General features: G+C 74.0%; 10 protein-coding genes. 3 read left to right on the forward strand and 7 right to left on the reverse strand.

The features are described from left to right. Positions 1 to 117: 117 nt before the first annotated feature. Positions 118 to 2,403 carry a bifunctional (p)ppGpp synthetase/guanosine-3',5'-bis(diphosphate) 3'-pyrophosphohydrolase gene (locus tag CK505_RS09740; RefSeq protein WP_255250930.1) on the forward strand — a complete coding sequence of 762 codons (2,286 nt, stop codon included), beginning with the start codon at positions 118 to 120 and terminating at the stop codon, positions 2,401 to 2,403. A gap of 18 nt (positions 2,404 to 2,421) precedes the next feature. Here the strand turns inward: CK505_RS09740 and CK505_RS09745 are convergent, their stop codons facing one another. Further along, positions 2,422 to 3,018 carry a type IV toxin-antitoxin system AbiEi family antitoxin gene (locus CK505_RS09745; RefSeq protein WP_095650945.1) on the reverse strand — a complete coding sequence of 199 codons (597 nt, stop codon included), beginning with the start codon at positions 3,016 to 3,018 and terminating at the stop codon, positions 2,422 to 2,424. A 91-nt stretch (positions 3,019 to 3,109) separates the two neighbouring features. Then, positions 3,110 to 4,537 (reverse strand): DUF349 domain-containing protein, encoded by a 1,428-nt coding sequence (locus tag CK505_RS09750; protein ID WP_095650946.1) that lies wholly within the window; start codon positions 4,535 to 4,537, stop codon positions 3,110 to 3,112. A gap of 388 nt (positions 4,538 to 4,925) precedes the next feature. Between CK505_RS09750 and hisS the strand changes: the two genes are divergently transcribed. Beyond that, positions 4,926 to 6,284: a histidine--tRNA ligase gene (gene hisS, locus CK505_RS09755; protein WP_095650947.1), complete on the forward strand. Its 1,359-nt coding sequence runs from the start codon at positions 4,926 to 4,928 to the stop codon at positions 6,282 to 6,284. A 15-nt stretch (positions 6,285 to 6,299) separates the two neighbouring features. On the opposite strand, the gene CK505_RS09760 is transcribed toward hisS, so the two are convergent. Continuing rightward, positions 6,300 to 7,598, reverse strand: coding sequence for an APC family permease (locus CK505_RS09760; RefSeq protein ID WP_095650948.1), 1,299 nt, complete (start codon positions 7,596 to 7,598; stop codon positions 6,300 to 6,302). Positions 7,599 to 7,742: 144 nt separating this feature from the next. On the opposite strand from CK505_RS09760, the gene aspS reads away from it, so the two are divergent. Further along, entirely contained in the window at positions 7,743 to 9,545 is a 1,803-nt protein-coding gene (aspS, locus tag CK505_RS09765; protein ID WP_095650949.1) for an aspartate--tRNA ligase, read from the forward strand. Between the two features lie 80 nt (positions 9,546 to 9,625). On the opposite strand, the gene CK505_RS09770 is transcribed toward aspS, so the two are convergent. From CK505_RS09770 to CK505_RS09785, 4 genes are all read right to left on the reverse strand, one after another. Continuing rightward, on the reverse strand, positions 9,626 to 10,885 hold the full coding sequence (locus CK505_RS09770) for a winged helix-turn-helix domain-containing protein (protein WP_255250926.1): 1,260 nt from the start codon (positions 10,883 to 10,885) through the stop codon (positions 9,626 to 9,628). A 123-nt stretch (positions 10,886 to 11,008) separates the two neighbouring features. Then, the gene (locus CK505_RS09775) at positions 11,009 to 12,301 is read right to left on the reverse strand and encodes an amino acid permease (RefSeq protein WP_176475319.1); all 1,293 of its coding nucleotides are present in this window, start codon (positions 12,299 to 12,301) and stop codon (positions 11,009 to 11,011) included. Next, positions 12,298 to 13,536 carry a glutathionylspermidine synthase family protein gene (locus tag CK505_RS09780; protein ID WP_095650952.1) on the reverse strand — a complete coding sequence of 413 codons (1,239 nt, stop codon included), beginning with the start codon at positions 13,534 to 13,536 and terminating at the stop codon, positions 12,298 to 12,300. Before CK505_RS09780 ends, CK505_RS09775 begins: the two co-directional genes overlap by 4 nt. After that, positions 13,536 to 13,964, reverse strand: coding sequence for a hypothetical protein (locus CK505_RS09785; protein WP_126346302.1), 429 nt, complete (start codon positions 13,962 to 13,964; stop codon positions 13,536 to 13,538). Before CK505_RS09785 ends, CK505_RS09780 begins: the two co-directional genes overlap by 1 nt. Positions 13,965 to 14,251 lie beyond the last annotated feature (287 nt).

Consider the following 14,251-nt stretch of genomic DNA (forward strand, 5'->3'; position numbering starts at 1 on the left):
CCGGCCATGAGCTCGTCCGACGACGGGGCCGTCCCCACGGGCCAGAGCGCCGCACCGACGCCGCCGCGCCGCTCGGACATGGCCGGCACCCACTACGTGGTGCCCGCGTCCCGGCCGATGCTGGGCCGGGCCGTGTTCCCGGGCCGCAGCGACCGCACCCGCTCGAGCCTGTCCTACCTCTCCGGCCGGCCCATGGACCACTCGCCGATCCTCGAGCCGCTGCTGCACACCGTGCGCGCCACCCACCCCGAGGAGGACCTCGAGGTCCTCCAGCGCGCCTTCAAGGTCGCCGAGAAGTGCCACGAGGGCCAGAAGCGCAAGAGCGGCGACCCCTACATCACCCACCCCGTGGCCGTGACCACGATCCTCGCGGAGCTCGGCATGACGGGCGCCACCCTGGTGGCCGCCCTGCTCCACGACACGGTCGAGGACACGGACTACACCCTGGAGCAGCTGCGCGCCGAGTTCGGCGACGAGGTCGCCGCCCTCGTGGACGGCGTGACGAAGCTGGACAAGGTCCAGTACGGGGACGCCGCGCAGGCCGAGACCGTGCGCAAGATGATCGTGGCGATGGCCAAGGACATCCGCGTGCTCGTCATCAAGCTCGCCGACCGCCTGCACAACGCCCGCACCTGGCGCTTCGTCTCCCAGACCTCCTCCTCGAAGAAGGCGCGCGAGACCCTCGAGATCTTCGCCCCGCTGGCCCACCGGCTCGGGATGAACACCATCAAGTGGGAGCTCGAGGACCTCGCCTTCGCGGCGCTCTACCCCAAGGTCTACGAGGAGATCGTGCGGATGGTGGGGGAGCGCCAGCCCCAGCGCGAGCGGTCGCTGGCCAAGATCCGCGAGCGGATCGCCCTGGACCTCTCCGAGGCCGGCATCGAGGCGACCATCACCGGCCGCCCCAAGCACTACTACTCGATCTACCAGAAGATGATCGTGCGCGGCAAGGACTTCGACGAGATCCAGGACCTGCAGGCGGTCCGGGTCCTGGTGAGCACGGTGCGCGAGTGCTACGCGGCCCTGGGCGCCCTGCACGCGCGGTGGCGGCCGCTGCCGGGGCGGTTCAAGGACTACATCGCCATGCCGAAGTTCAACATGTACCAGTCACTGCACACCACGGTGATCGGCCCGGACGGGCGCCCCGTGGAGATCCAGATCCGCACCCACGAGATGCACCGCCGCGCCGAGTACGGCGTGGCCGCGCACTGGAAGTACAAGGACCAGGCCAACCAGGCGAACTCCGCGACCCCGAAGGCCATGGAGGGGGACCTCGCCTGGCTGAGCTCGCTCGTGTCCTGGCAGGAGGAGACCCAGGACTCCTCCGAGTTCCTGGACTCCCTGCGCTACCAGATCAACACGTCCGAGGTGTACGTCTTCACCCCCAAGGGCGAGGTCATGGCCCTGCCCGCCGGCTCCACGCCCGTGGACTTCGCCTACGCCGTGCACACCGAGGTGGGGCACAAGACCATCGGGGCCCGGGTCAACGGCAAGCTCGTGCCGCTGTCCTCGGAGCTCCAGCACGGGGACTGGGTGGAGGTGCTGACCTCCAAGTCCGAGCACGCCGGACCGTCCCAGGACTGGCTGAAGTTCGTGCAGTCCCCGCGGGCGCGCAACAAGATCCGCCAGTGGTTCTCCAAGGAGCGCCGCGAGGAGGCCATCGAGAAGGGCAAGGACGCCCTCACCCGCGCCCTGCGCAAGCACCACCTGCCCCTGCAGCGCACGCTCACCCAGGAGTCCCTGCTCGCGGTGGCGCAGGACTTCCACCGCACCGACATCAGCTCCCTCTACGAGGCGATCGGCTCCGACGTGGTCAGCGCCCAGGACGTGGTCGCGAAGATCGTGGGCGACCTCGGCGGGGCCGACGGCGCGGAGGAGGACTTCGCGGAGACCACCATCGCCACCCAGCCGGTGCGCCCGCGCGTGTCCGACTCGGGGGTGACGGTCCAGGGCGCCTCGGACGTCTACGTCAAGCTGGCCCGCTGCTGCACCCCGGTGCCGCCGGACGAGATCATGGGCTTCGTCACCCGCGGCACCGGGATCTCCGTGCACCGCAAGGACTGCGCCAACATGCTCGCCCTCACCTCCACCGAGCGGGTGGTCGAGGTCGAGTGGGCGCCCACCCAGTCCAGCGTGTTCCTGGTCGAGATCCAGGTGGAGGCCCTGGATCGCAAGTCCCTGCTCTCGGACGTGACCCGGGTGCTCTCCGAGAACCACGTCAACATCCTCTCCGCGTCCGTGCACACCTCGAAGTCGCGGCTGGCGATCTCCCGCTTCGCCTTCGAGATGGGCGACCCCCGCTACCTGGACCACGTGCTCAACCAGGTCCGTCGGATCGACGGGGTCTACGACGTCTACCGCACCTCGGGCAACCGCCCCATCTCGGAGCCCTCCGGTCGGTGAGCCGCCCGGCCGCCCCTGTCAGCGCAGGGGGCGGCCGACGGCGCGGGCGGCGCGGCGGACCCGCAGCAGCGCCGCCTGCCGGCCGGGCATCCGCTCGAAGCTCTCGAGCGCGGCCTGCACCAGCGGGGGCGGGCAGTGCAGGTGCGGGGCGTGCATGAGCTTCTCCAGGGCCGCGGTCCCCTCTTTTCCCGGCACGTGCAGGGCCAGGTCCACCGCGGTGCGCAGCGGCGTGGTGACGTGCACCGGCCCGGCGTCGTGGACGTCGTAGCCGCCCAGCGTGACCTGGTGCAGCGCCAGGCCCTCCGGCACGGGGGACATCGTGGTGCGGCGCAGCTTGTCCAGCAGCACCGGCAGGATGCTGGGGCGCCCGGCGCAGTCGTAGAACCACGCGGCGGAGAGCCGCCCGAGCACCCCGCGCCGCAGCAGGTGCGGCGGCAGCTGCGCCTCGAGCGCCGCGACCTTCACCGCCCGGGTCACCGGGCGCCCGCGCAGCACGTGCGCCTCCAGCACCACGGGCACGAGCACTCCGTCCGTGACGAGGGCCGAGAGCTCGGCGCGCGAGAACGGCCGTGCGGGCAGGTACAGGGTGTCGGGGTGCCAGGGCGGGGCGTCCATGGGCCCACTCTCGTCCACGGCCGCGGCACGGGAAAGGCCCCGCGGCGCGCTGTGGACAGCGCGGCCGCGGGGCCTTCCGGGGCGTCCCCGGTCAGCGCAGGTCGGCCGCCGATCGGCGCAGCGTCTCGAGCCACTGGCGGCTGGTGGCGAGCTCGCCCTCCAGCTTGGCCGCGCGCTTGGTGTCCCCGGTGGCCTGCGCCCGGGCCAGCGCGTCCTCCTGGTCCTCGATCTTCGACTCGAGCTGGGTGAGCATCGAGTTGGACCGTGCCTTCGTCTCCGGGTTGGAGCGCTGCCACTTCTCGTCCTCGACCTGGCGCACGGCGTCCTCCACGGTGCGCAGCTCGGCCTCGACCCGGCGCATGTGGGCGCGCGGGACCTTCCCCGCCTGCTCCCACCGGTCCAGGATGTCGCCCAGGGCGTGCTTGGCGGCCTTGAGGTCCGTGACCGGCAGCAGCGCCTTCGCCTCGGCGAGCAGCTGCTCCTTCACGGCGAGGTTTCCCTCGAACTCCTCGTCGATCCGGTCGTTGTCGGCCTTGCGCGCCGCGAAGAAGGTGTCCTGGGCGGCGCGGAACCGCGCCCACAGGGCGTCGTCGTCCTTCTTGGAGGCACGCTTGGACTCCTTCCATCGGTCCATCAGACGGCGGTACTCCGCGGCCGTGGCGCCCCAGTCGGTGGAGCCGGACAGGGCCTCCGCCTCGGCGATGAGGGCCTCCTTGGCCTTCTTCGCCTCGGAGTTGTCGGCGTCCAGCTGCGAGAAGAACGCACGGCGGTGCCGGTCGAACGTGGTGCGCGCCGTGCGGAACCGCTTCCACAGGGCGTCCTCCGCGGCCCGGCCCAGACGGATGCCGGACTTCTGGTGGGTCTTCCACTGGTCGAAGAGCTCCGCCATCCGGGCCGAGGACTGCTTCCACTGCGTGCGCTGCGGGTCCTGGGCGGCGATCTGCTCCGCCTCCGCCACGATCGCCTCCCGCGCCGCGACGTTCTGGGCGCGCTGCGCCTCGTGGGCGGCCCGCTCGGCGGCCTCGAGCTCCCGGATCGCCGGGCGCAGGGCCTCCAGCCGGGACTCGAGGGCCTTGACGTCCCCGAGCATCTTGCGCTGGCCGACCTGCTCGGCGAGGTGGTCCACGGTGCTCTGCATGTCGGCCGAGGGCGCGCCCGCGGCCACGCGCTGCTCGAGCAGCGCCACCTGCGCCTCGACGTCGTCGAACTTCCGGGCGAAGTAGCCCAGCGCCTCGTCCTCGGTCGCGTCCGGGAACTGGCCGCAGAGGACCTCCTCGCCGTCGACGACCACGTAGACGTGCCCGTCTTCCGTGACCCGCCCGAAGGCCCGGGCGCGGGCCACGGACTCCGGGGAGGCGAGGGCCGGCGCCGCCGCCGACGGGGCTGCGCCCGGGGTCACCGACGGGGTCGCCGCCGGGGCCGCGGACGGCGGGACCGCCGCGGGGGTGGGGGCCGGGCCGGGGGAGGCCTGCGCCGGCGCCGCGGGGGCGCCCGGCCGGGGGACCCCCGGCTTCGGCACGGGTCCCGGGGCGGGGACGGGGCGGGGCGTGGGCTGGTCGTCGGATTCGAGACGTTCTGTCACCGCTGGAACTCTTTCGCTCTCGCCGGGTGCCGACCCCGGGAGCGTGCCCCGCGTCGTCGCCCGGCTTCGGACAATCGTCCTGCCCATACTACCGAGGCCGCCTGCTCCGGCCGCCGGGCGCTCCCCGGTGCCCCTGCGCCGCGCCCGGCGGGGCTCCGGACGGGGGCAGAGCGCGGGGCCGGGTCCAGGGCCGGTCCGGGTCCGGTCCGGGCGGGGCTTTGGGCCGGGCGCGCGGGGATCCCTAGGATGAGTGCGGAACCGTCGGGCCCGTCCGGGCCGGCCGTCCACCCGTCCCGCCGCCGATCCACCCGAGGAGCACGTCCCCATGGCCCGCAAGACCTCCCTGTCCGGTTTCCCCGAATGGCTTCCGGAGGAGCGTCTGGTCGAGCTGCACGTCCTCGACGTCCTGCGGGAGAGCTTCGAACTGCACGGCTTCTCCTCGATCGAGACCCGCGCCGTCGAGACGGTCGGCCAGCTGCTGCGCAAGGGCGAGATCGACAAGGAGGTCTACGTCGTCTCCCGGCTGCAGGAGGACGAGGACGCCGCCCCCGCCGAGCGCGGTGACGACCAGCTGGCGCTGCACTTCGACCTCACCGTTCCCTTCGCCCGGTACGTGGTGGAGAACGGCGGGCACCTCGCCTTCCCGTTCCGCCGCTACCAGATCCAGAAGGTGTGGCGCGGCGAGCGCCCCCAGGAGGGCCGGGCCCGCGAGTTCACCCAGGCGGACATCGACGTGGTGGGCGACGGCGCGCTGCCGTTCCGCTACGACGTGGAGCTCGCGCTCGTGATGATCGACGCCCTGTCCAAGCTTCCCATCCCGCCGTTCGTGCTACGGGTCAACAACCGCAAGCTCGCCGAGGGGTTCTACCAGGGCATCGGGCTGCAGGACACCGCCGGGGTGCTGCGCAACATCGACAAGCTCGAGAAGATCGGCCCCGAGCGGGTGGCCCAGGCCCTGTGCGACGAGGTCGGCGCCACCCCCGAGCAGGCGCAGGCCGCGCTGCAGCTGGCGGCGATCCGCACCGAGGACACGTCCTTCGTGGAGCAGGTCCGCGCGCTGGGGGTGAACACCCAGCTGCTCGAGGAGGGGCTGCGCGAGCTCGCCGAGGTCGTGGGGGAGGCCTCCCGGCGCGCCCCCGGCACGGTGGTCGCCGACCTCTCGATCGCCCGCGGCCTCGACTACTACACCGGCACCGTCTACGAGACCGTGCTGGTGGGCCACGAGCAGCTGGGCTCCGTGTGCTCCGGCGGGCGCTACGAGTCCCTCGCGTCCACCGGCAAGAAGACCTACCCCGGCGTGGGCCTGTCCGTGGGCGTCACCCGGCTGGTCACCCGCATGCTGTCCCAGGGGATGGCCGCGCCCTCCCGCAAGGTCCCCACCGCGGTGCTGATCTCCCTGGCGGACGAGGAGTCCTGGTCCCCGGCCCAAGACGTGGCCCAGCAGCTGCGCGAGCGCGGCATCGCGTGCGAGGTCTCGGCGAGCGCCGCCAAGTTCGGCAAGCAGATCAAGTACGCCGAGCGCCGCGGCATCCCCTACGTGTGGTTCACGGTCCGCGGCGAGGACGGCTCGCTCGCCCACGAGGTCAAGGACATCCGCTCCGGCGAGCAGGTCTCCGCCGACCCGGCCTCCTGGTCCCCGCCGGCCGAGGACCTGCGCCCGGTCGTGCGCGCCGCGGGCTCCTGACCGGCGCGGGGGAGGTCAGGGCCGCCGGGACAGGACCAGGGCGCGTCCGGCCAGGCCCACGGCGAAGACGCCGAGCATCGTGAGCACGGACTGCCACGGCAGCGTGAACGCCAGCACCAGGCAGCCGGCCAGGCCGAGCGCGTTGACCGCCCGGGGCGCCCACCCCGGGCGCTGCCGGAGGGTGAGCGCGGAGAGGTTCGCCAGCGCGTAGTAGACGAGCACGCCGAAGCTCGAGAAGCCGATGACCGTGCGGACGTCGCCGACCAGCACGAGCACCACCACGAGCCCGGCCACGGCCAGCTCCGCCGCCCACGGCACCCGGTGCCGCTGCGACACCGCGCCCAGCGGCCCCGGGAGGTCCCGCTCGCGGGCCATGGCCAGGGCCGTGCGCGAGATCCCGGCGACCAGCGCCAGCAGCGCCCCCAGCGTGGCCAGGGCGGCGGCCGCGGTGACGACGACGGCGCCCGCGGTCGTCGGCCCCGCCGCCCAGCCGGCCTCGCGCACCACCGTCAGGAGCGGGGCGGCCGACACCGCGAGCCGGTCGACGCCGAGGAAGCGCAGCAGCCCGAGGCCGAGCAGCCCGTAGAGGAGCAGCGTGAACGCCAGCGCCCCCAGGACGGCCCGGGGGATGGTGCGGGCCGGGTCCCGGACCTCCTCGCCCATGGTGGCGACCCGGGCGTAGCCGGCGAAGGCGAAGAACAGGGTGCCCGCCGCCGGCAGCACGCCCCAGCCGGTCCCGTCCCACCCGGGGCCGTCCCCCGCAGGGGCCCCGCCCGCAGTGGGGCCGGTGCCCGAGAACAGCAGCACGACCACGGCCAGCAGGACCACCAGCACCGGGGCGACCAGCAGCTTCGTCAGCCGGGCGGTGCGGGTGACCCCGCCCAGGTTCACCGCCGTGAGACCGAGGACGGCGGCCACGGCGAGCAGCCGCGCCCCGGCGTCGTCGGCCCCTGTGAGCTCCGCGGCGTAGAGGCCGAAGGTCAGCGCCATCGCCGCCGCGGACGCGGTCTTGCCGGTCACGAAGCCCCAGCCGGCCACGAAGCCCGGCCACGGGCCCAGCTGCCGGTTCGCGTACACGTACGTGCCGCCGGAGGCGGGGTGGACGGCGGCCAGCTGGGCGGTGGACGTCGCGTTGCACCAGGCGACCACCGCGGCCAGCAGCAGCGCCAGCGGCAGCCACTGGCCGGCGAACCCCGCGGCCGGGGCGAAGGCCACGAACACCCCGGCGCCGACCATCGAGCCCACCCCGATCACCGTCGCGTCGAGGCTGCCCAGGCGGCGGGCGAGGGCCGGGTGGCCGGGGGAGGTGCTCATGGTCGTCCTGTCGTCGTCCTGGCGGCGGAGGCCCGGGCTGTAAACTCGTGCACGGAACGAGAGTAGGGGTCCCCGGTGAATCCTGGGGAAACGCGCCGCGGGCGCGGCCCCGTCCGCACCTCCCGAACAACGAAGGGTTTTTCAGTGCTGCGCACCCACAACCTCGGCGCCCTGCGCGCCGAGCACATCGGAGAGACCGTCACGCTGGCCGGCTGGGTCGGCCGGCGCCGCGACCACGGAGGGGTGGCCTTCCTGGACCTGCGCGACGCCTCCGGGGTCGCCCAGATCGTGGTGCGCGACGAGGCGGACTTCCACCACCTGCGCAACGAGTTCGTCCTGCAGATCACCGGCACCGTGGAGCGCCGCCCCGAGGGCAACGAGAACCCGGCGCTGGCCACCGGCGAGGTCGAGGTCATGGCCGAGACCGTGACCGTGCTCAACACCGCCGCCGCGCTGCCCTTCCAGATCGACGAGCACGTGGAGGTCGGCGAGGACGCCCGCCTGCGGCACCGCTACCTGGACCTGCGCCGTCCGGAGCCGGCCCGCATCATGCGCCTGCGCTCCGACGCCAACCGGGTGGCCCGCGAGATGCTGCACCAGGACGGGTTCACCGAGGTGGAGACGCCCACCCTGACCCGCTCCACCCCCGAGGGCGCCCGCGACTTCGTGGTCCCGGCCCGTCTGGCCCCGGGCTCCTGGTACGCCCTGCCGCAGTCCCCGCAGCTGTTCAAGCAGCTGCTGCAGGTCGGCGGGATCGAGAAGTACTACCAGATTGCCCGCTGCTACCGGGACGAGGACTTCCGCGCCGACCGCCAGCCCGAGTTCACCCAGCTCGACATCGAGGCCTCCTTCGTGGAGCAGGACGACGTCATCGCCCTCGGCGAGCGGATCGTGGCCGCGCTGTGGAAGCTCATCGACGTGGAGATTCCCACGCCCATCCGCCGGATGACCTACGCCGAGGCGATGGCGAAGTACGGCTCCGACAAGCCGGACCTGCGCTTCGGCCTCGAGCTCACCGAGCTGACCGAGTACTTCCAGGACACCACTTTCCGCGTGTTCAAGGCCCCCTACGTGGGCGCCGTGGTCATGCCCGGCGGGGCGTCCCAGCCGCGCCGCACCTTGGACGCCTGGCAGGAGTGGGCCAAGCAGCGCGGGGCCAAGGGTCTGGCCTACGTCCTCGTCGGCGAGGACGGCACCCTGACGGGGCCGGTGGCCAAGAACATCACCGAGGCCGAGCGCGAGGGCCTCGCCGCCGCGACCGGCGCGCAGCCCGGGGACTGCATCTTCTTCGCCGCCGGCGAGAAGAAGTCCTCCCGCGCGCTACTCGGCGCGGCCCGCGTGGAGATCGGCCACCGCACCGGGCTGATCGACGAGGACGCCTGGGCGTTCGTGTGGATCGTGGACGCGCCCCTGTTCGAGTCCGCGGCCGAGGCCGTCGAGTCCGGCGACGTCGCCGTGGGCGCCGGCCAGTGGACCGCCGTGCACCACGCGTTCACCTCGCCCAAGCCCGAGTTCCTGGACACCTTCGACCAGGACCCCGAGCACGCCCTGGCCTACGCCTACGACATCGTGTGCAACGGCAACGAGATCGGCGGCGGCTCGATCCGCATCCACCAGCAGGACGTGCAGCGGCGGGTCTTCGAGGTCATGGGCATCGGCCGGGAGGAGGCCGACGAGAAGTTCGGGTTCCTGCTCGAGGGCTTCAAGTACGGCGCGCCCCCGCACGGCGGCATCGCCTTCGGCTGGGACCGCGTGGTCGCCCTGCTGGCCGGGACCGACTCCATCCGCGAGGTCATCGCGTTCCCGAAGACCGGCAACGGGTTCGACCCGCTGACCGCCGCCCCGGCGCCGATCACCCCGCAGCAGCGCCGGGAGGCCGGGGTGGACGCCAAGCCGGGGGCAAAGCAGGACGAGGACCTGAAGGCCGAGAAGGCGGCCGCGCACTAGGCCAGGCCCCCATTGGGCCGGGTCCGCCCGCTCCGGGCGGACCCGGCCCGATGTGCTCCCGGTGCGCCGGTGCTCGGGCCTCAGCGCGGACACGGTCGTCGGAGCTCTCCCCGCAGCGGACCGGTCAGATCCCCTCTCGCGTCCTCGTCCACGGCGACGGTGTCCGCGCCCAGCCACGTCGCGGTCGTCGCCAGCTCGGCCGCCAGCTCCCCGACGACGACGGAGCGCGTCGGCCACCTCGTTGCCGCGGCGGCGTCGGGACCCGGCTCCTCGGCGAAGGCGGAGCGGACCAGGAGGACGCCGCGGTCCCGGTCGTACTTGAGGTCGACCCGGGCGACGAGGGACTCGCCGAGCAGGAACGGCAGCACGTAGTAGCCGTGGGTGCGCCGGGAGGCCGGGGTGTAGATCCCGATGCGGTAGTGCATCCCGAACAGCTCCAGGAGCCGACGACGCTCGAAGACGAGCGGATCGAAGGGGGCCAGCAGGGCACGGGCGCCCGTGCGGCGCGGGACGCCGGCGTCGACGTGCAGCCACGCCGGGCGGTCCCAGCCGGCGACCGTGACGGGCAGCAGCTCGCCGCTGTCGACGAGCTCGTCGACAGCGCGGCGGGTGACGCGCTGCCCGAGGCGGAAGTAGTCGGCGAAGCACCGGACGGTGCCGATGCCGTGGGCGCGGGCGGAGATGCGGACGAGCTCGCGGACGGCGTCGTCCGGGTCCGGCGGCGGCTGCCCACGGACGTGCGGGGGCAGGACGCGCTCGGCGAGGTCGTAGACCCGCTCGAACTGTGCGTTGCGGCGCGCGGCGCCGAGCTGCCCGGCGTCGAAGAGGATCTCCAGGGCTGTCCTGGCGGGACTCCACCGCCAGCCCCACCCTTCCTCGGCGCGCTGCGCGTGGCGGGCGTCGACGAACGCCTCGACCTCCCGGCCCGTGAGCGGGCCGCGCTCGGCGACGACGTCACGGACGAGCTCGAGCACGCCCGGGTGGCGGGCCTCCAGCGCGTCGGGGTCCATGCCGGCCCAGCGCCGGCGGGTCCGGGCGACGAGCGGGAAGGTGGCGACGGGCAGGTAGCAGGCCTCATGCGCCCAGGCCTCGACGAGGCGGCGCGGCGCCCGGCCCGCTGCCCGATCGAGCAGGGCGGTGTCGTACGGCCCGAGCCGGGCGAGCAGCGGCAGCAGGTGCGCCCGGGCGAGGACGTTGACCGAGTCGATCTGCAGCAGCCCGATGCGCTCCACGGTGCTCGTGACGTGCCGCATCGTCACCACCGGGGGCCGGGTGCGGTCCAGGCCCTGGGCGGCGATCGCGACGCGGCGCGCCTGGGCCGAGCTGATCGTGCGGGTCACCCGGACGACGATACCGAGACCGGCGTGCGGAGTCGACGGCATTCGCGGCCGCGCGCACGACTGCGGCCGGGGCATGGTGGTCCGGGCACCAGCGGTCCGGCAGGGCAGCAGCCGGCGAGGGGGTCAGTCGAGCAGGCTCTCCAGGTGCGGGGTGCGCTCGTGGGCGCCCGGCAGCGGCTCGCGGCCCCGGCCCAGGAGGAACCACAGCGGGACCACGAGCAGCGCGAGCACCAGGCCCACCCACACCCACGAGGCGGTCAGCGCGTACTCCGCGCCCGTCAGCACGAGGGCGACGGCCATGAGCGCGGCGCCCAGCACGCCGAGCGCCCGCGCCGCGGCGGTCCGCCCGAGCTTCGCCACCGCGGCGCAGGCCAGGCCGTAGTAGAGGGCCACGAGCACCGAGATGATGCCGATCGAGTCGTCGAAGAGCGGCCCGGAGAACGCCATCCAGGCGGCGGCGACGGCGGCGGTGGTCCAGGTGGCGAAGGACAGGGACCGGAAGCGGCGCGGCAGGTGCCCTCCGCGCGCCATGGACATCAGGCCGCGGGAGGTGGGGATCATCGTGGTGCCGATGGACGCCCCCGCCGAGACCGCCACGAGCGCGGCCAGCAGCGGGGAGGCCACCGAGGACTCCGGGGCGTAGGCCCAGCCGATGGCGGCGTAGGCGGCCGCCACCACGCCCAGCGCGACCCACGCCGAGACCCGCGGGGCCCGCTGCGTGGTGGACTCCTCGGTGAGCGAGAACGTGGAGTCCCACCCCCAGTACAGGAACAGGGCCAGCAGCACGGCGGCCGCCACGTCCCCGGCCGAGACCCCGGTGCCGGTGGCGAGCTCCGCGGTGCCGTAGAAGCCGGTCCACTCCCCGTCCTCGCCCGTGCCGGGCGGCAGGGCCGGCGCGGTGCGCACGGCCCACACCAGCACGCCCACCCCGATCAGCTGCAGGACGGCCAGGACCCACTGCACGGCGGCCGAGACCCTGATCCCCGTGGCGGACACCGCCGCGAAGGCCGCCATGAGCAGGGCGGCCACGGCGGTGGTGGTCCAGGGCCCGGCGCCGATCCCGAGGGCGAACAGGGCGGAGTCGGCCGTGACCCAGGCGAGGGAGGCGAGCACGAGGGTCGCCGAGAGCCACAGCCCCCACCCGCCCAGGAACCCGGCGAACGCGCCGTAGGCCTCCCGGGCCCACCGGTAGACGGTGCCCTGGTCCTCGTAGAGGGCGTCCAGGCGGGCGAAGCAGACCGAGACGACCACCATGGGGAGCACGGCGCCGACCAGCACCACGGGCGTCCAGACGCCGACCAGGGCGTGGATCAGGCCCACCGTGACCACGGCCGAGTACAGCGGGGCGATCGAGGTGGACCCGATGACCGCGGAGGTCGTGGTGGAGATCGACCGGGGGAGCAGGTGGGCGGTCACAGCAGACCCTTCTTGTCGATGACGTTGGGCACGAACCGGCAGTAGTAGTCGGTCAGCGGGCCGTCCGACTCGCGGATGCCGATGCCGGCCGCGCCCGCCTCGCCCACCACCCACGAGCCGATGACCGGGTGGTTGGGGGCGCCGTCGGAGCCCGGGAAGTTCCGGATGGGCGTGTAGGCCTGCCACACGTCCAGCGGGGACGGGTGGGGGTGCTCGGAGCGGATCCGCACGTTGCGGGCGTGCATCTCGATGCCGTCCCCCTCGCGGCCGAACACGGGCTTGCGCACCCACTCCCGCAGCTCGCCGGGCCCGTCCGGGTGGGCGGCCAGCAGGTTCTCGTGCCCGGGGAAGCACCGCCACAGGGCCACGAGCAGGAGCTTGTTGGACTGGAACATCTTCCACGCCGGCTCGTACCAGTGGTGCATCCGGGTGGGGTCGTCGAGCACGAACGCCCCGGGGCCGTCGTCGACCATGTGCTCCCACGGGTGCAGGGCGAAGATCTCCTCGATCGGGCCGACCACCACGGGGTCGTCCACGTCCCCGGTCGCGTGCACCCAGCCGCCGGACCCGGTGTCGTAGCGGACGTCCTCGACGGGCAGCAGGACGGCCCGGTAGCCGGCCTCGACCGCGGTGTTCGCGATGACGGCGGCGTTGGCCGCGTCCTCCCCGGACTCCTCCTCCCGGGTGTAGGCCACGTGCAGGGTCTTCGTGGCCGAGTACGGCAGCCGCTGCCGCCACCGGTCCACGAGCATGGGCCACAGCCCGTTGAGCTGGTCGAACTCCGGGTGGTCCTCGCCCAGGCCCGGGAACAGCGCCTCCATGCGGCTCCACTGGCAGATCGCCCCCTCGACCAGCCCGGTGGGGGTGTCGCCGTTGAGCTCGAGCATCTTCGGCGGGCCCGTCCCGTCCCAGGCCAGGTCGAAGCGGCCGTAGACCGAGGGCTCCCGCAGCCGGAGGGAGTGCTGGGCCAGCTCGAAGGCCGCCTCCGACAGGCCCAGCGTGCCCAGCGCGCCGGTGGCCAGGTACCGGGCGGCCTCGGCGCACATCCGGTGCAGCTCGTCCGTGACGGACTCCAGCTCGTCCACCTCGTCGGGGGAGAAGACGTAGGCGGCCGTCTCGTTCCAGTACGAGAAGGACCGGCCGTCGGGCCGCTCGGTGCGGGCGTAGGTGAGCCCCTCGGCGCGGACGGTGCGCTCCCAGCCGGGGCGCGGCGCCAGGCCGTCGATGCGCCGCATCAGGAGCCCCAGCCGCTCTTGGACCCGCCGAAGCCGCGCGAGACGCCGCTCTTGCCCACGGCGGCCCCGTCGCGGGGCAGACCGCGGGCCACGGTGGCCGAGCCCGGCGGCCGGCCGGTGCTCCAGCCCGCCGCGGACGACACCGGCGAGCCCACGGCGGGGACGGCCGTGGCCCGGGCGGAGCTCATGAGCACCCACATCGGGAAGAAGCCGCCCACCCGCGGCCCGCGGTCGTCGTCGCACTCGTCGTCGTCGACCCGCACGGGCTCGGCGCCGCCCTCCCCGTCCGGGTCCTCGACGCAGATCTGGGCGTAGTCCGAGTCCACCTCCTGCACGTCCTGGGCCTCCTGCCCGCAGCCGGTCAGGGCGATCGTCAGGGCGCCGATCGAGGCGGCGGCCATGGTCCGTGAGGAGGGGCGGGGCGGCATGCGGGGCCTTCCGGGACGAGGACGGGACGGGGCGGTCGAGGACTGCGGTGGCGCCGGTCGGGGCGCGGGGCCGGCCGGCACGGTCCGCACGGCGGCGCCGGTGCACCCGGCCCGCCCGTGCGGGGTCCTCCGAGCGTACGACGTCCCGGCCCCGTCCGGGCGCCCCGCCCCGGCCCGTGTCCCGGACCCCGCGCGCCGCCGGCGCCCCGCCGCCGGATGTGCGGGCGCAACCAGGCGCAACATCGGCCCTTCCGCCGTCGCCGCGCAGTAGGCTTCGGGCACCTCCG

The sequence above is a fragment of the Kocuria sp. WN036 genome, from assembly GCF_002287015.1.
GTDB classification, from domain to species: domain Bacteria; phylum Actinomycetota; class Actinomycetes; order Actinomycetales; family Micrococcaceae; genus Kocuria; species Kocuria rosea.